The 18,194-nt window shown below is 49.0% G+C and carries 17 protein-coding genes; 13 read left to right on the plus strand and 4 right to left on the minus strand.

Annotation, left to right across the window (positions count from 1 at the left end):
- Window positions 1–313: 313 nt before the first annotated feature.
- The 10 genes from ACPLJI_RS07880 (at window position 314) to ACPLJI_RS07925 (ending at window position 11,814) form a co-directional block, all read left to right on the plus strand.
- A complete protein-coding gene (locus ACPLJI_RS07880) occupies window positions 314–1,411 on the plus strand; it encodes a polysaccharide pyruvyl transferase family protein (RefSeq protein ID WP_424731410.1) in 1,098 nt (365 codons plus the stop codon).
- A gap of 30 nt (window positions 1,412–1,441) precedes the next feature.
- A complete protein-coding gene (locus ACPLJI_RS07885) occupies window positions 1,442–2,587 on the plus strand; it encodes a glycosyltransferase family 4 protein (RefSeq protein ID WP_424731409.1) in 1,146 nt (381 codons plus the stop codon).
- A 340-nt stretch (window positions 2,588–2,927) separates the two neighbouring features.
- Entirely contained in the window at window positions 2,928–4,034 is a 1,107-nt protein-coding gene (locus ACPLJI_RS07890; RefSeq protein ID WP_424731408.1) for a glycosyltransferase family 4 protein, read from the plus strand.
- 190 nt (window positions 4,035–4,224) lie between these two features.
- Window positions 4,225–5,838, plus strand: coding sequence for a glycosyltransferase family 39 protein (locus ACPLJI_RS07895; protein WP_424741227.1), 1,614 nt, complete (start codon window positions 4,225–4,227; stop codon window positions 5,836–5,838).
- 188 nt (window positions 5,839–6,026) lie between these two features.
- Window positions 6,027–6,968: an NAD-dependent epimerase/dehydratase family protein gene (locus ACPLJI_RS07900; protein ID WP_147670905.1), complete on the plus strand. Its 942-nt coding sequence runs from the start codon at window positions 6,027–6,029 to the stop codon at window positions 6,966–6,968.
- Window positions 6,969–6,970: 2 nt separating this feature from the next.
- A complete protein-coding gene (locus ACPLJI_RS07905; RefSeq protein WP_147670904.1) occupies window positions 6,971–7,846 on the plus strand; it encodes a glycosyltransferase family 2 protein in 876 nt (291 codons plus the stop codon).
- A 35-nt stretch (window positions 7,847–7,881) separates the two neighbouring features.
- Entirely contained in the window at window positions 7,882–8,874 is a 993-nt protein-coding gene (locus ACPLJI_RS07910) for an NAD-dependent epimerase/dehydratase family protein (RefSeq protein ID WP_424731406.1), read from the plus strand.
- Window positions 8,875–8,904: 30 nt separating this feature from the next.
- Window positions 8,905–10,092, plus strand: coding sequence for a glycosyltransferase (locus tag ACPLJI_RS07915; protein WP_424731405.1), 1,188 nt, complete (start codon window positions 8,905–8,907; stop codon window positions 10,090–10,092).
- Between the two features lie 30 nt (window positions 10,093–10,122).
- Entirely contained in the window at window positions 10,123–10,803 is a 681-nt protein-coding gene (locus ACPLJI_RS07920; RefSeq protein ID WP_147670901.1) for a glycosyltransferase family 2 protein, read from the plus strand.
- A gap of 15 nt (window positions 10,804–10,818) precedes the next feature.
- Window positions 10,819–11,814, plus strand: coding sequence for a UPF0104 family protein (locus tag ACPLJI_RS07925; RefSeq protein ID WP_424731404.1), 996 nt, complete (start codon window positions 10,819–10,821; stop codon window positions 11,812–11,814).
- Window positions 11,815–11,859: 45 nt separating this feature from the next.
- On the opposite strand, the gene ACPLJI_RS07930 is transcribed toward ACPLJI_RS07925, so the two are convergent.
- The 4 genes from ACPLJI_RS07930 to ACPLJI_RS07945 all read right to left on the minus strand — a co-directional run bounded on the left by ACPLJI_RS07930 (window position 11,860) and on the right by ACPLJI_RS07945 (window position 16,806).
- Window positions 11,860–13,278, minus strand: a complete 1,419-nt coding sequence (locus ACPLJI_RS07930) for a flippase (protein WP_424741228.1) — start codon at window positions 13,276–13,278, stop codon at window positions 11,860–11,862.
- A gap of 1 nt (window position 13,279) precedes the next feature.
- The gene (locus ACPLJI_RS07935; RefSeq protein ID WP_424731643.1) at window positions 13,280–14,236 is read right to left on the minus strand and encodes an SDR family oxidoreductase; all 957 of its coding nucleotides are present in this window, start codon (window positions 14,234–14,236) and stop codon (window positions 13,280–13,282) included.
- A gap of 117 nt (window positions 14,237–14,353) precedes the next feature.
- Window positions 14,354–16,162 carry a DUF1616 domain-containing protein gene (locus tag ACPLJI_RS07940; protein WP_424741229.1) on the minus strand — a complete coding sequence of 603 codons (1,809 nt, stop codon included), beginning with the start codon at window positions 16,160–16,162 and terminating at the stop codon, window positions 14,354–14,356.
- Window positions 16,163–16,290: 128 nt separating this feature from the next.
- The gene (locus tag ACPLJI_RS07945) at window positions 16,291–16,806 is read right to left on the minus strand and encodes a hypothetical protein (protein ID WP_424730643.1); all 516 of its coding nucleotides are present in this window, start codon (window positions 16,804–16,806) and stop codon (window positions 16,291–16,293) included.
- Between the two features lie 234 nt (window positions 16,807–17,040).
- Between ACPLJI_RS07945 and ACPLJI_RS07950 the strand changes: the two genes are divergently transcribed.
- The 3 genes from ACPLJI_RS07950 to ACPLJI_RS07960 are packed head-to-tail and all read left to right on the plus strand — an operon-like array spanning window position 17,041 to window position 18,104.
- The gene (locus ACPLJI_RS07950) at window positions 17,041–17,337 is read left to right on the plus strand and encodes an energy-converting hydrogenase A subunit A EhaA (protein WP_255503739.1); all 297 of its coding nucleotides are present in this window, start codon (window positions 17,041–17,043) and stop codon (window positions 17,335–17,337) included.
- Complete coding sequence (locus ACPLJI_RS07955) at window positions 17,337–17,840, plus strand: hypothetical protein (RefSeq protein ID WP_424730644.1); 504 nt, start codon at window positions 17,337–17,339, stop codon at window positions 17,838–17,840. Before ACPLJI_RS07950 ends, ACPLJI_RS07955 begins: the two co-directional genes overlap by 1 nt.
- Window positions 17,841–17,852: 12 nt before the next feature.
- The gene (locus tag ACPLJI_RS07960) at window positions 17,853–18,104 is read left to right on the plus strand and encodes a DUF2109 family protein (protein WP_147670892.1); all 252 of its coding nucleotides are present in this window, start codon (window positions 17,853–17,855) and stop codon (window positions 18,102–18,104) included.
- Window positions 18,105–18,194: the final 90 nt, after the last annotated feature.

Here is an 18,194-nt window from a genome sequence, read left to right on the forward strand (position 1 = left end):
AATAGCTTTACGCTTTTCAGTTAGGTATGCTGGTATATCATGGTTACTTAACAATAGCTTTACGCTTTTCAGTTAGGTATGCTGGTATATCATGGTTACCTAACAATAGCTCTGGGCTTTTCAGTTAATTAAATATTGGTGCCGGCAATACAGTTCAATGAAGTCGCTGAAAGTATCAGGTGAGAGCCCTGACCACAGCACAGGGAGCCCTGATTTCAACCGACCTCAAGGTTAATGCACATTAACACCTACAGCCAAGGTAATATCGTTGATATAGATCGGGTCCCGCTTCTGATTTGGAGGATGGATTGATATGGATGTACTTGTGATGGGATACTATGGATGGAATAACACGGGAGACGATGCGATGCTTTATTCACTCCTCGATGGACTCAAGGAGACACTCAGCGATGTGAGATTCAATATAACAGCAGCATCAGAACCCTTTCTGCCCGGCGACCTGGATGTGAGGATCGTACCACCGGGAATATCACCAGCACTTCTGATGGCATTTTTGAGGTCCTCCATGGTTATACTTGGAGGGGGGACACACTTCTTTGATTATGGAAAGACATCCTCAAGGATCATGAGGCTGGCTCAGATATTAATCATGACACTGACTGCAAGATTAACGCGTAAAAGAGTTTACTTCATGGGAGTTGGTATTGAGAGACCCGTTCACCGGTGGAGCAAATTTCTAATTAAGAACACCTGTAGACTTGCCAGTAAAATAGTTGTAAGGGATTCAAATTCCATGAGGGTGCTCTCTGAAATGGGAGTTAATGAGAGGGCTGAACTCTCTCATGATCTGTCATTCTTTCTTAAATATGAAAAAAGGAGGAGAAAGAGGGGATTGCTTGGAGTCTCAGCCATGCCCTACTTCAGGATATATGGGGGGGATGGAAAGAAGGATGAACTCCTGGTGAGGGCCTTTGCCGATGCAATACGCAGCTGGCTGGCACTGGACGATGAAAACACCGCCAGGCTCTTCATATTCAATGGGAGGGAACCCAATGATGATAGGAGGATATCAATGAGGATAGCCAGGGAGGTTAACGATGATAGGGTCCGTGTGGAGGACTACAGACCTGATCCACGCGAAACCATTGCTGCTGTGGCATCATGTGATGCATTCGTGGCCATGAAGTTCCATGCAGCCCTCTTTGCATATCTGAATGATGTGCCTGAAATTATAGTTGAGTATGCAGCTAAAAACAGGGCGCTTGTGGAGGATGCGGGTTTCGGGAGGAATGCAATCATAGATCTGGATGACGTTTGCAACGGGGAACTCTCAGGGAGGGTGGAGGATCTTTACAGAAATCCTGAGGATTACATGGCAGCCAGGAGGGCTTCAGAGATCAGAGGGGAATTCCCGTCATTATCTGATGATTTGCCCTTGGAGGGTCGCTGATGCTACCATTCAGATATCTGAGGTGCTCCGATGAGGGTTATTAACGTTGTTATGCAGAATTATATCGGCGGACCCCAGGTTAGGGTTGTTTCGGTTGCTGAGAAACTTCTTGCCAGGGGAGTGGAGACTGTGGTATGCGCACCATCAGGGCATGATAATCCCCTGGAGGAATACGTAAGGACTCATGGTCTTGAATTTGAGGGGTTCTTCATGCCGGGCCTCAGGGAGTTCAGGGGATTTGGTGATGTAATTAAGAATTTGATATGGGTCCTGAGCGTTCCACTAACTGTCATTCAGATGATAATGATAATAAGGAGGACCCGTGCAGATGTGGTTCATGTGAATGGTGTTCTGAACTTCCAGGCTGCTCTGGCAGGATTCATCTGCAGAAGGAAGGTTGTGTGGCACCTTATGAGTTCCCTCTACCCTCCAGTGGTTCTGGGGATCATGATGCCCATTGTGAGGTTCATCGCCGACGAAATTGTTGTGATTGCCGAGGGACTTGCCACATACTATCTCTCGGAGGGTGATAGGTACACAGTCATATATGAACCAGTTGACCTTGAAAGGTTCAGCCCGTCACTTTACAGTGATAGACGTGATCATATCAGAGAATCCATTGGACTGTCTCCATCAGATACTGTAGCAGTCTGCATTGCCAATATAAATCCCATCAAGGGGTATGAGTACCTCCTGAAGGCTGTTCCATCGGTTTTGAAATCTGTGAGGGATTTCAGATTACTTGTGGTGGGTGATGTTCCTGAAAGCCAGGGGGAATATTACCGCAAACTCAGGGAGATGGTGAGTTCACTTGAAATTAAGGATGCGGTGAAATTCCTGGGTAGGAGGGAGGACATACCTGAGTTGCTCGCAGCCTCTGACATCTTTGTGCTTCCTTCAATTGCTGAGGGAACTCCCATATCAATTCTGGAGGCCATGGCCATGGGTAAACCGGTAATCGCGACAGATGTGGGTGCAGTGGATGAACAGGTCATTGAGGGTGTGAATGGATTCCTGGTGTCCCCGGCTTCTCAGGATCAACTGGCTGAGAGGATAATTGAACTCTCCCTTAACCAGGACCTGAGGGCATCCATGGGGAGGGCCTCAAGGAGGCTCGTGGAAAAATTTTCACTTGAACGCTGCGTGGAGGAACACATGCGCATCTATGAATCATGAAATGCTATTAACAGCCCTTGCCATGTTGGACACACGACCTCCTGCCAGTAAATGGAGTGCATATCCATCAGTTCACAGGTCACTTTTAGGGTACAGAGCCTTTAATCTGAATGGATGGGGATCAGCGGGATATGAATCCCCAATGGCTGTTTATTTCAGTGTCATCCTGTCATTTATAGACAATGACTGTTAGATGATCTGGTTTGGATTAAATGTGCCGTCCACCCAGGTTTCTGTAAACTTTATTAACCCCTTTGGCTTATGTTTGATTGATCATCAAGCTAATACATCTCTGATGTATGTGACTCCCCTACCAGTAAAAGGTTAGAACTGTGATATAATGAGGATTTTAAGTGTTATCATCGGAACACCTGATGAAAATTCTTCAATGTGGATGCGGATAAAGAGGCAGGCGGAAATTCTGTCTTCGCTGGGGCATGAAGTTGAATTATGCTTTTACAGTTTCTACAGCAGACATGAGCTGTCATTTGAACCACCCTTTAAGTACTCGGTCATGAGGGTTTCTCCCATCACTGTTCATCTCAAGCACCTTATTAATATTTCACGCGATAGTTACGATCTGCTTTTCTGTAACCTGGCGCCTTCAGCCTTCATATCATCCCTATCGAGGATAAGGGGGATTCCCATTGTACTGGATAATCATGGGGATCTTATAAGTGAAAGGGAATTGTATGAGCCGGGTATTCTGAGTAAAATTTATTATAGCATCGTTTCTTCACTGAGCTTCCGGGCTGCTGACAGGATAATCTGTGTCTCCAGTTCAATGATGGAGGATCTAAGGGAAAGGGGGATTCCAGGTAGAAAGCTGTACTATGTAACCAACGCCACGGATCTGGATCTCTTCAGCCCCCTGGATGAGGAGGAAACAGATAGGGTGAAGTCAGATCTGGGTCTGGAGAACAGGTTAACATTTGGATACATCGGTGCTGATAGTAAATGGCAGGGTGTGGATAATCTCATTGAAACAGGCAGGCGTATTGATGATGATGACCTTCAGTTTCTTTATGTGGGGTTCTCAAGAAACACGGTGAGATCCCATAATGAATTATACCTGCCAAGGGTCCCCTTTGATGAGGTTAAATATTACTATGGGGCCTGTGATGTCCTGGTTCTTCCAAGGCCACCACATAAATCTGCTGAAGTCGCTGCTCCAACAAAATTCGCTGAATATGCAGCCATGGGCAGACCCATATTAACAACTGACGTGGGGGATGCTGCAGATCTGGTTAGAAAATATGAATGTGGCATTGTCGTTGATGACAACAGACCTGAAAACCTTTTGAGGGGTATAGAAACGTTTAAATCCCTACCAGAGGATGAACTTGTAAGGATGGGTGAAAATGCCAGGAGGATGGCTGAAGAGGAGTTCAGCATGGAAAAAATGAAGCAGGATTTAAAAAATGTGATTGAATCTCTGGGGGTTTGAATGATATTTAGCATTTATATGTTCTTAGCTGTGTTTACACCAAATCTCTGGGGGTTTGAATGATATTTATTTATACCTATGACAGATCTATAGAGGGTAGCAATGAAGTTTATGAAGGACGGTTCTCAGGACATGATCCTATAAAATTTACAGGACATCTGATACACAGGGTCCATATGGGGCGTTTCACATGATATCAAAGACTAAAAAGATGGATATCATAATATACACGGTTTTACTGGCCTTTACATTGTTCATGGCCCTTAAATTGTTCCAGCTACAGACAGGCATAGGAATCTACTACATGGACATATTCCTCTATGTTAACAATGCCATGAAGATGGCTCATCTGGGCCCCGGGGATGCCCTCTACCTTCCCCCATTCTTCCCTGCCATCCTGTCAATCCTGTTCAGGCTGGGCTTCACCGGTGAGAGAACAGTATTTGCAGCTGCAGCAGCCTTCTATGTTCTTGGAATCAGCGGCATGTACCTTCTGCTGCGCCTGAGGTTCAGTGAAATGGAGAGCCTGGCAGGCGCTATCTCACTGGCCTCCTTCAGTCTGATCCTGGCATGGGCAGCAACCGGAGCCCTGGATGTTCCTGCAATGGTACTGTCCATATGGGCGGTTTATCTTGCACTCCTTGCAAGGAGGCATGACAGCCGGTTCTACTACCTTGCCTTTCCGGTTTCAATGGCTGCATTCCTCACAAGGTACACATCTGGTCTCATGCTCCTCCCCCTGGCAGTCATAATACTGACTGATCCATCCCTCAGATCAAAGCTGCCGGATATAGGTAAGGGGATCGTGCTGGGAGTCCTACTCTACATCCCATTCGGCTACTTATTCTACAGTTACACCAGAACACCCCTGCCCTTCACGAAACAGTTATCATCCACAGTCACAGGTTCAGCCACCTCCCTAAACCCTGGCTACAGTACCGACACCCTTTACTACCTCAGGCACCTTCCAGAGTACATCTCAGCCATACCCTCACCATCCTATTACCTGGGAGTGATAAATCCGTCCTATTCCGGACCGACAGTCACAGGATTCATAATACTGGCCATCATAGCAGCAGGACTGATCGCACTCATATGGAGGAACAGGGACCTGATATCCATTCATAACTCTGAAAGGAAGATATTATTCATTTTAATATCCGCAGTACTCATAGTAGCCTTTGGAAGACTATCATTTGCACTGAGTGAGGTCCTTATACTCATATGGGCGCTTTCAATCCTGTGGATGAGGGGGGAGACTGATAACATCGACCTGAACCTTGCAATGGCGGTCTGGTTCCTGGCCTACCTCTACATGCACAGCTTCCATCCGGTAAAGGTTGACAGGTACATCATAACTGTCCTGCCACCCCTCGCCTACTCAATATCCCTCTCAGTGAACCAGCTGTCAGCTTCAATCAGATCCATGAGGGCTTCAACCATTCTCTCTGCCGCCATCGCAATACTGATGGTCTCATCGGCACTCCATTACACTGCGGGGATGCCCCATGAGGATGGTACAGTTAAGGCTGAGAAGGAGGCAGCCGCCTGGCTCATGGACCATGACCCATCATACAGGGACAGGGTTATAGCCTCCGACAGGGGTCCTGCCTTCACATGGTACATGAATCACTACGTCTTCACAAGGATAATCCACCATCAGATGCGGGAAATGAGCCTCAGGTACTTCTATGAACTTAAACCATACTACTACATATTCTCGACCGGTAAAACAGAGATCCCCTCAGGGTACAGGGTCATCTATTCAAGGGATGGGGTCTCCATTGCTGAGAGGATCTCATAGGACATGGTGGGAGCACATCCACATTGAAATATTTATATGCTGCGAATTAATATTAGTTTGAGTTAAAAAGGAGGGCATGGATGTTTGAGGCCTGAAGAAGATCCATGTCATTGGTTCATCAGGACATCATGTTAGGTTGAACCTTATTCTAAAAGGTGATTACTGAGATAATATGGAGTGATGCTGATATGGAAACTCAGAGAATACTCGTAACCGGTGGCGCCGGATTCATAGGCACAAACCTTGTCAATGAACTCAGGAACAGGGGCCACGAGGTCCTGGCGGTTGACCTCATGCACACAGAACGCGAGGACTACATGAGGGCCGATGTGAGGGAGTACAGGCAGGTTGAAAGGATCTTTGAGGATGACAGATTCGACTACGTCTACCACCTGGCGGCTGAGTATGGCCGCTGGAACGGCGAGGACTACTATGAGAACCTCTGGAAGACCAACGTGATAGGTACAAAGCACATGCTGCGGATGCAGGAGAAACTGGGCTTCAGAATGATATTCTTCTCCTCTGCAGAGGTCTATGGGGACTACAGTGGAGTGATGAGTGAGGATGTCATGGTCAAAAACCCCATCAGCGATACCTACCAGATGAACGACTATGCCATAACCAAGTGGGCCGGTGAACTCATGTGCATGAACTCTGCAGAGATGTTCGGCACAGAGACAGTCCGTGTGAGACCCGTGAACTGCTACGGTCCCCATGAGAAGTACTCACCCTACAAGGGATTCATACCCATATTCATCTATCATGCACTGCACAGAAAGCCCTACACGGTCTATAAGGGTCATAAAAGGATAATAGACTACGTGGAGGACTCTGTGAGGACCTTCGCAAATATCGTGGACAACTTCATCCCGGGGGAGGTCTACAATGTTGGTGGGCGTACCGAATGGGAACATGATATCAAGGAGTACTCCGACATGGTCCTTGAGGCCGTTGGGATAGATGATTCCATAGTTACCTACAGAGATTCAGAGCCATTCACAACAAAGGTGAAGACCATGGATTTCTCAAAGGCCATCAGGGACCTCAAACACGACCCCAGGGTGCCCCCTGAGGAGGGTATCAGGCGCACCGTTGAATGGATGAAGTGGTACTACAGGATAGAGGACTGAAAATGAGGATAGTCGCAGTCATCCCTGCCTTCAATGAGGAGGTGGCCATCGGCTCGGTTGTGCTGCTAACAGGGGAGCATGTTGATGAGGTTATAGTGGTTGATGACGGATCCTCCGACAGAACAGCCCACGTGGCTGAGATGGCGGGTGCAAGGGTCATAAGGCACCACAGGAATATGGGCAAAGGAGCAGCCCTCAAAACAGGATTTGAGGCGGCAGATGCAGATATAATAGTCACCCTCGACGCTGACGCCCAGCACAACCCGGCCGAGATACCCAAACTCGTTGAACCCATACTGAGGGGGGAGGCTGACGTTGTTAATGGAAGCCGCTACCTCCATGGGAGGGACCGGAACACCCCCAGATACCGGAGGGTCGGCCAGAGGATACTTGACAGGGCCACCAACATATCAACTGGCCTGGATATAACCGATACCCAGAGCGGTTTCAGGGCATTCTCATCAAGCAGCATACCCCACTTCAGGTTCAGGGACCCGGGTTTCGTGGTTGAAAGTGAGATGCTTGCAGACGCTGCAGAGGCCGGCCTTAGGATAGTTGAGGTTGAGGTCGGCGTGAGGTATGATGTGGATGGATCCACAAGGAACCCCATAAGCCACGGTGTCTCGGTGCTCCTCAAGATCATAGGGGACCTTGAACTCAAGCGCCCCCTCTACTACTTCACACTCCCCGGCCTCATAATAGGGGTTGCAGGGGCAATACTCAGTTTGATGTTCATAAGGGACTACATAAACGGTGCAAGTGTGAATATGGGTCCCACAATAGTGGCTGTGATGCTTACCCTCTTCGGGACATTCTTCATCTTCACCGGCATAATCCTGGATTCCATGAGGCGGATGATAATCCACTATGGAAGGTGACTGAAGACAGATAATGTTAATGGAAGGTGATTATTATGGATGAATTCAGAGCTTATGATGGTAGATGTATTCTTGTAACGGGTGGAGCAGGATGTGTTGGAAGCAACCTCTCAGCGCGCCTTGCAGAGGCAGGAGCCCGTGTGATCATACTCGACAACCTCTCATCGAGCTATGAATGGAACATTCCTGAACATGATGACATAGAATTCGTTAGAGGAGACATACTGGACGATGAGGTCCTGAAACGTGTATTCAAGGAGAGGCCAGAGCACGTCTTCCACCTCGCCGCCCACTTCGCCAACCAGAACAGTGTCGACAACCCTGAAAAGGACCTGCTGGTCAATGGACTCGGCATACTGAAGGTACTTGAGTATGCACAGCTTGTGGGTGTTGAGCGGTTCGTTTACTCATCATCAGGATGCGGTGTCTATGGCCTTGACTCAAGGATACCCTTTGAGGAACATGACATCTCAATATCACTCCACACACCCTACCAGGTTACCAAGCTCCTGGGAGAGCTCTACACCAACTACTTCCACAACCTCTATGATATGCCCATCGTCAATGCAAGGTTCTTCAACGTCTTCGGGCCCGGTGAGGTGCCAGGAAGGTACCGCAACGTGATACCCAACTTCTTCTACTGGGCCATGAACCAGCAGCCATTACCCATAACAGGGGACGGCTCAGAGACCAGGGACTGGACATTCGTGGAGGACATAGTCAGGGGACTCATGGCCATGGGTGTGAGGAGGAAGGCCATAGGCGAGGCCATTAACCTGGGATCAGGTACCGAGCACCAGGTTATTGAGATGGCGAGCATCATAAACGAGCTAACAGAAAACCCTGCGGGTGTTGTCTACAGGCCGCGGAGGGACTGGGACGCCAAGACAAGACTCCTATCATCAATAGACAAGGCCAGAAGACTCCTGGACTATGAGCCCCAGGTGTCCTTCAGGGAGGGACTTGAGCGGACCCACCGGTGGTTCACCGATAACTGGGACCTCATAGTGAAGAGCGCGGAGTTCTGATTTACCAAACTTCTCTTAACGGATGATCACATGAGGATACTGGTCGTACAGGAATCAGACTGGCTGGAGAGGAATCCTCACCAGCAGCACCACCTCTTTGACAGGTTATCTGCAAGGGGCCATGATGTGAGGGTCATAGATTACCCCATCGACTGGAGGAAGGATGACCCTGATGGCCTGATGAACCCCCGGAGGGTCTACAGGGGGGTCCACAAGGTCAGAGAGGATGCCGGTGTGGATGTGATAAGACCCGCTCACATCAAGGCCCCGTTACTGGACTACCTCTCAATACCATTCAGCCATGGCAGGGAGATACGGAGGCAGATAAAGGAGTTCAAACCTGATATCATAGTGGGATTTGGTCTCATAAACTCCTTCATAGCATCCATTGAGGCCAGGAGGAGGGGGATACCCTTCGTCTATTACCTCATCGACGTGCTATACACCCTGATACCCGAGAGGGCCTTCCGGGGTCTTGGCAGGATGCTCATGAGGAAGACCATCCAGAGGTCTGACCTTGTCCTCACCATAAACCGGAAGCTCGACCAGCTGGCACTGGAGTTGGGGGCAGGGAGGACAGAGGTCATAGACGCTGGCATAGACCTTGCAGAATTCGACCCTGACCTTGACGGTTCACGCATAAGGGATAGGTACGGTGTGGGGGATGATGACATCCTCCTCTTCTTCATGGGTTTCCTCTACAACTTTTCAGGTCTCAGGGAGCTTGCAGCTGCAATGGCTGAGAGGCGCGAGGAATACCCCAACGTGAAGCTGATGGTCGTTGGGGATGGGGATGCATATGATGACCTCAAAAGTATAAGAGATGAGAACAACCTCGATAGCCTCATACTGACTGGCAGACAGCCCTACAATGATATACCCGAATTTTTGGCGGCCTCTGACATCTGCATACTCCCTGCCCACATTGATGAGGAGATAATGCAGGACATAGTCCCCATAAAGCTCTACGAGTACCTTGCAATGGCAAAGCCCGTCATAGCCACAAGGCTCCCAGGCATATACATGGAGTTCGGGGAGGGCAACGGAATCCACTACATAGAGAGGCCGGAGGAGACCCTTGAGGTTGCAGTGGAACTTGCAGACAGGCTCAGGGAGGAGGGCCAGATTGGAAGGCGCTTTGTAGAGTCCAATGACTGGGAGACCATAACCGACAGATTTGAGGTTATACTCCAGGAACTTCTGGAGAATGATAATTAGAATCTGATTGTCACAATGCAGGGATGCTTTATGAGGATAGTTACTGTGATACCCGCCTTCAATGAGGAGAGGGCCGTTGAGTCAGTTGTGAGGGGCGCCCTTGAACATGGTGATGTGATCCTCGTTGATGATGGCAGCACAGACGGAACAGCAGAACTGGGTGAGGCTGCAGGTGCAAGGGTCATAAGGCACCCTGAAAACCTCGGGAAGGGGGCGGCCCTGAAGACAGGTATAAGGGCGGCACTTGAAGGTGACTATGATGTCATTGTCTTCATGGATGCCGACGGCCAGCATGACCCCTCCCTGATACCTCAACTCGCATCTGCGGTCAATGGTGGCGACTTCATAATAGGATCAAGGTTCCTTGGGAATAAACATGACAGCATGCCCCTCCACAGGCAGCTATCAAACAGGATAACAACGTGGATACTGAGGATGGCCACCGGGTATGAAATAACAGATAGCCAGAGCGGCTTCAGGGCCATATCAGCCAGATGCGCCCACCTGATACTTAACATACCTCACAACGACTACGTTTATGAATCAGAGGCGATATGTAAGACCTCAAGGCACAGATTGAGGATAGCTGAGGTCCCGATAAACTGCACCTACGGTGATGAGAAGTCCTACATAGGAGCTGGGGATGTGCTGAGGTACATCAGATTCATTTTGAGGCTCTTCCTCAGGAGATTCTCTGCTGTTAGAACATGACATGCGGTGTATCCAATGAAGAGGATTTACATCCTTGCACTGAGCATCCTCCTCATAATTTGCCTGATAATATGGATTGGACCCTTCAGGATCATCAGGGCAGCCTGCATGGCTGACTGGAGGATCATAGCCATTGCTCTACTCATCCACCTGGCAGTTGTGGCTGTCAGAAGCCTCAGGTGGGGCTTCATAATAGGTCAGCCCCGCAGAATGGGTGTCAATTTCAAGGTAAAGACCATAGGTCTCTTTGCAGGTAACCTCAGTCCCATGAGAAGCGCCGGTGAGGTTATGAATGCAGTTGCAGGTAAAAAGTTGAATGGTATAGAGCTCTCTGAGGGTTTATCAGCAGGGTTAACCGAGAGATTCTTTGATCTCGGGATAGGGGGGGCTCTGCTTCTCATGGCTGCCGTGATGGTCCCTGTGATAAGGATACTGGCCCTTTTCGGCGCTTTCCTCTCGGTCCTTATAACCTATCTTATCTACATTTTTAACTGGAGGGAGGAGAAGGGATTGAGGATATACCGCAGGATGCACAGGGTCATGGAGAGACTGCCCATCTCTGAGGAGATACTTGAAAACCTCTACACGCGTCTGACAGCAGGTATCAGGGGGATGATAGGTTACACGAGGTCCTACTCAAATTTCAGATCCATGGGTTTAATATTTATCCTCTCACTCCTCTCCTGGCTCATGGAGTGCCTCAGGCTCTACCTGGTCTTCATGGCCTTCAGGGTGGAGATTGCCTTCTCAGCGGTTATAATAATATTTCTCCTGGCAAACCTTGTTGGTATACTCTCCGCCCTCCCCGGAGGTATGGGCTCCATGGAGGTCTCTATGACAGGTTTATTTGTAATATTCGGTGTTTCAGAGGTCATGGCAGGCAGTGTAGCCCTTTTGGACCGTATAATATCATTCTGGACAGTCACAGTACTTGGAGCTATATTCTCATCATTCTATGCAGGGGAGATATTTGATGAGGTGAGGTCATATGTCCTTGACATCAGGTCATGATCTTTATTGTGGTTTTGGTCTATATTGACTTTGGTCTGGACTTTCCTATTTCCTCTCCCTGATGATTGACCTCAATATATCCCTGTCCACAGAGTCCAGGGCCCCGGTAATGAGTATCCCTGCGATATATGCACCCAGGGCCAGGGGGGCCATGATTATTATGCTGATGGGTGTTAGAAGCAGGACGATTGAAACTGAGGCCGGCAGGAGGATCCTCCAGGCAGCGTGGAGGTCCCTCCATGATGGGCCGAAACCGAGTTTCCGCACTGCGATGAGGAAGAGTATGGTCATGAAGACCTCCGTGATCACCGTGGCGGCACTAGCACCCATGAAGTCGAATCTGGGGATCAGTATGAGGTTCAGAATCACGTTGAATATGGCAGCAGTTCCTGTGATCTTTGTGACGGTTGTCTGCCTGTTGACTGACCCAAGGAGGCTGGAGGTCACACCGTTTACAAACATGAAGGCGGTTGCGGTTATGAGTACCCTGAGGGCCGCTACAGATTCAAGGTACTTGGCAGAGAAGATCAGCTCTATAATAGGCACTGCAAGGGCGAATACCATGAATATTATGGGTACTGCGATGATTACGAGGTACTTGATGGATCTCCTGTAGGTGAAGCGCAGCGAATCCTCACTTTCAACGTGGAACCGGGACATCACAGGAAATACCGCCGCAAGGTAGACACTGTAGAGTGATACGATCACCGTGAGTAGCCTGTAGGGTGCATTGTAGAGACCCACCGAGACATCACCCTTAATGAGTGAGAGCATCACAGAGTCTATCCAGAAGTATATCATGGAGAAGACACTTGTTATGCCAAAGGGAATGGCCTCCATGATCATTTCACGGCTGAAACTTAAACCCGGTGTGAAGAAACGCCTGGTGAAGATGGTAATGGAGTACAGCAGCGAAAGGATGGCTGCAACCAGGTAGGCCACTGCAACATGGACCACATTACCCCCGAGCCAGACAACGGCGAGGACACCCATGAGTATAAAGAGGCTGTTGAGGATGTTCCATATGGTCTGATACTCCATCCTCTGGAGGCCCTGGAATAAGCTGTTGAAGAATGAGCCAAAGGAGTTCATAAGCATGTAACATGCTATGATGATGATTACAGCGACTGAGGTGCCGTGGTAGAGGCCTGTGAGTGGCAGGAGCAGTATCATCAGAAATACGATGCATGATAAGATGATACGGTTACCAAGACCTGCAGCCACAAGCTCCCCCGCCCCTGTGGGGTCCCTGGCAATCTCACGGGTGAGGTAGGTCCCGATGCCCAGATCAGCTAGTATACTGAATATTCCTGTAAGTGCGAGGGCGGTTGAGAGTATACCGAAACCGGCGGTTCCAAGGTATCTTGCAAGGTAGACATTCCATACAAAGGCCGCCACATTTGTGAAGACCGTTGCCAGGAGAAGGAAAAGGGTGTTCCTTGCAAGGGTTCTTACCTGGCTCATTTCAATCCCTGATCACCTTATTCCCGCTCTGAAGTCTTTCCCTGAACCACTCAACGGTCCTCATGAGACCCTCCTTAAGTCCAACTTCCGGTCTGAAACCGGCTGAGACGAGCCTTGATGTGTCTGCAAGGGAGTGGCGCACATCCCCGGGCCTCTCATCAAGGTACTCTGGCTCTACATCTGCTTCAAGGATTCCGGAGATTATATCAAAGAGTCTGTTAACTGTAACTGAAGTTCCACTGGCCACATTGTAGATCCCTGATTCAGGGGACTCTGCAAGGTGGATGTTGACCCTTACAACATCCCCAACGTATATGAAGTCACGGCTCTGCTCCCCATCACCGTAGATTTCAGGTGACCTCCCCCTTAGGAGGGAGTCGATGAACCTTGGGATGACAGCGGCGTACTGTGAGTCAGGCCTCTGACGGGGGCCATAGACATTGAAGTACCTCAGTGAAACCGTGCTGAGACCGTAATCCTCAAAGACCTGGCAGTAGTACTCCCCCGCGACCTTTGACACAGCATAGGGTGATAGGGGCATGGGCCTGGAATCCTCCCTCAGGGGCATCTCAGGATTGTTCCCATAAACCGCGGAGGTTGAGGCGTTCACAACCTTCCTGACCCCTGCCCTGCAGGATGCCATGAGTACCCTGAGGGTCCCGGTGGCATTTACCCGGTGACACCTGAGGGGGTCCCTCACACTTTCAGGGACACTGGCGAGGGCCGCCTGGTGGAAGACGTAGTCCTTACCCTGAAATATCGCCTCAAGGTCCAGTTCATTGATGCTTCCCCTGATGATTTCAAGGTCATCATGGTGGGGGTTACTCAGGTTATCAATTCTCCCTGTTGAGAGGTCATCGATTACAGTGACCCGGTTCCCCCTATCAAGGAGTTCGTCTGTGAGGTGTGAACCTATGAATCCAAGTCCTCCTGTTACAGCTACATCCATATCTCTCATATTTTATCCCTGTCCAGTACTATTAAGTCAAATTTTACATTCATCCATGTTATGATCATTGTCAGATCGCATGGTAGATAAGACTCATAATTTAGGTGTTCGGTGGATGTGAGGGTGTCATGTTACGTTTATGAATAAATGGAGGGACCTGTAGGGTTTTTCTGTTTCAGGTAACCTGTAAAGAAGGAATTCAAGCTTCTGGTCCTCTCCAGCCTCTGTGACAGTGAAATTCACCCTCCTCTCCCACTTCTCACCATTACCCAGTTTTATGGTTTCATTCCTTAAAACATCTCCGCCAAGACGCACCACCATGAGGTAGGTTTCGTTGCGGTACTCATGGTTAACCACACCCACAATTACACTGGCATTGGCACCTGCTGTAAGGTTCTCGGGGTACCCGTAGGCCTTCCCCCCGGGCCCCAGAATGTAGAACTCTGTGAACCTCTCAGAGGGCGCCGGATTGAGGGTTATGTAAACCGTCACCGCAATTAGCACCAAAAGTATGATTGAGAGGAGGAGTGAGATCTTACCGTCCCTTGAGAGTTTACGGGGTGATGGTATCCTCCTTATGTCAGCAGAGTAGGCTAGTTCCCCGCACCTCCACCTCCTTATGAAGGCTGCGGGGGCGAGTGCAAGGCTGAGTCCCGCTATTGTCCTTGCAAGGAATGGTTTGAATGTCACCTCACCTCCCATGAGGAGTGCAACGACCGATGAAATGATTATGCTGGTGGAAAATGCAAGAAAAAGCCTCTCAGGGATGCTGAGCTGGACCTTTTCAGGCGCGATGGCTGAAATCAGCATGTATCCGGGGATGAAGAGCACCTGGAGGTAGAAAAGCGCCTCACCTATGCCCCCCCTGAAAATTATGATGGTCAGAATGCTCAGGATGGATAGAACCGCAAGGTCACTGAAACCGCCGGTGGAGGTGGTTTTTTCAGGTTCTGAGGAGAATTCATGTTCTGAAAAGGCCTTTTTGAGTTTCCCTTCAACATCATCCCCTCTGATTTTTCCAGTTTCGGGCGCCCTTCTTATTTTCCTCATTTTAAGGGCCCTTCTCTTTATGAGGGATGGGTCACCCACCCTGAGGTCGTTCTCTGAAATTTCAGGTATCTCAAGGGTGACTTCATCCTCAATGAGCCCGTATTTCTCCAGGATATCCATTTCTGTCTGCTGGAGGGACTCTATGATTTTTATCCTCTGCCTGGACCTTCTGATGTAGGCTGCAAGGGCTGCCAGTATACCTGTGACCCCCAGGAATATGTGACCATAACCTCTGGGTACAGTTACGCATGCTATGGGTGTTAGGATGGAGGCGAAGAGTGCTATCAGTCCTGCTCGTGCGGCTCTCCCCCTCTCCTGCAGCCCCGTCAGGAAGGCTGATGCCACCAGATATGAAGTGCTTGCTATGAGGATGACTGCAAGGATGAACCTCACATGCCTGAGGTGTGTGAGGTTTATGAGGATGGGTGTTAGGGATGATATGATACCTGCAATCAGGAGGTCCCTTGAGGAGAGTCCAAGCCTGATAACCTCAGGTTCTTCCTTTCCTTTGCCCCGCCTTTTGCCGGAACTTCTTGCAAGTTCCCTTGCGGTTCTTGCCCGGGTATTTTTCTTGGGGGTATCTTTCTTTCTCAGGCGGATTATAAGAGCAATGAGGGGTATAATTATGGCTGGGAGCGCATAAAGTGATCTTGAGTTCCTGAGGGGTGTGTAATTAAGGATGAGGGCGTTGAGTGTGATCAGGAGCATTCCTGCCATGGGGGTGATCAGAATGCTGTCGAAGCCCGTGATGATGAGTACGGTGTAACCTGACACGACCATGGATGATGCTATTCCAAGAACCCTTAGATGGAATGATGGCATGTTTATGAGGATCGCTGATATTATGCCTGTAAATAATAATATAATCTCCCGCCTGAAATTCACCTGAAATTCTCCTGTCTGCTGATTGAACTATTTATTGGGGTCGTCGACTGATAAATATTTTCATGTCCCTCAGATGTGCGCTTAAGCGGAACTTTTTCAGTTCAGATGGTGGTACAGATTAGAAGAGGTTATGCGGGTGATTTTATAGCCAGGTGGTCTATTCTGACCCTGTATTCCCCTGGTGCGGTGAAAGGTGGGATGGTGAGGTAAATGTCAACCGGGACAACAGCGTTTCTCTCAACCTTTGCAGTCCAGTTTTTCCTTACAGGTGTGTAGGTTGTTGTGAGTGGTGTTTGTGGGAGGTTTGTGCCGTAGTTGGCGTATTTGAGGTTCTGTATGGGTATGGTTTCTGGTCCCTGGAGGTCTCCTTCTGCTTTTATGTAGAGGTCGATGGGTACGTTGGATAGGTCCTTTATCTGGAGTCCCTGGGGTCCTCCGGGCCAGGTGTATTCTCTTCCGGGTTCCACCGTTGCGGTGAGGGTGAATGAGTTCCCGACCTCCTCTCCCTTCCAGAGGACCATTATTTCCACACTCTCAGGTACGGTTACCCTGACCTCCTGCACTGCTGAAGCCCCACTCACGGGATTTGTGAGAAGGATTAGGAGCAGTGCAGCAACAGCAAGGGTCCTGAGCTGAAAACCCATACATAACACCTCTGTTCCTTCTCTGGATGTTTCTCTTGTTTCACATGAACTTACAGTTTTTTGTGAAATTTATCACTAAAGTGGATATTATTCAAGCAAATAGTTATTACATAATCTGGAGGTGTAGGGAGGTATTCTCTCCTAAAAATGGCAAAAATCGTATTAAAATTCCTCTTCAATACCGAAATCGGTTTTTAAAAAGATTTATATATGTTGGATTATTATTCTTTTATCATGATTATTCATGTTACATATCTTTCAGGTTACATAACAGGCATTATTTCCTCAATAATCATTTCAGCGATACTGGGGCTGCCTCTGGCACCTGAAAGACCGGCCAGACATTCCTGGACCCCATCAGCCATCTTCCCGGCGCCTGTAATTGCCATGGGTCTTGTGGCGATATGCATAAAGCTTGGTTTCACGGGTATGTACGGTGGGGTCGATCTTGGTGTGGTTTCAGGATTTCTGGCAGCTCTAATGACGGCCTACTTCCTTGAGGATATATTCCCCAGACCGGAGGACTTGTGATGAATGAACTTGTTGGAGTTGCAGTCGCAGCAGCGGTATCCTGGCTGAACTTTGTTATAATAGATACATGGATGGGCCTTCCTGAAAAACCAGGTGTCAGGGGGGCCGATTACATTGGAAGGGATATAATGAAAAGGGGGGGAGACCTCGCAGGGGGTTTCTTCCAGGGAAACATAGTCTGCTCCCCCGACGCATCTGCAGGCACACTCCTGGGGGCAATCGGCTGTTACCTCATGGGTGTACCTGAGGGCGGCCTTATAGCTGCGCTCCTGGTGTTCATAGGGAACAGGCTCTGCGCAGACCCGGGATATGCAGGCACGACCGGCGCACTCTCAATCACTTTCATAATAGCAATCTCATCACTTGCAGGATTGAAACCTGAAATGTTTATTGCCGGAATGGTTATTGCAATAACCACAATACAGGGCTTAAACCACAGTAGATCATCAAGGCTCCTTGGCACCATAGCCCGGAGGATGAACAGGTACACAGACCTTGAATAGAAGGTGTTGATCATGCTAATCCAGATAACAGGAATAATAGTTGTTCTCATGGCATTGAGGGCGCTTCTAGCACAGGACAGGGCAGAGAGGCTCCTTTACCTCAATGCAATGAGTTTCGGGATATCTGCAATGATTGCACTCTACATTGGAACGGCATTCGGGGCTGTCCTTGCAGCTGTTTACTTCGTGGCATCAACCATAACATCGAATGCTATTGCACATACCCTTGACCGTGTCGGGGAGGAAATATTAATCGAGGATTAGGTAAAGATTTTGGCTGGTGATGGTTATGAATCCGCTTGACCTCATTAGGGGATTAGGTAAAGATTTTGGCTGGTGATGGTTATGAATCCG

It is taken from the genome of Methanothermobacter sp., from assembly GCF_049720995.1.
In the GTDB taxonomy this organism is placed as follows: Archaea; Methanobacteriota; Methanobacteria; order Methanobacteriales; family Methanothermobacteraceae; genus Methanothermobacter.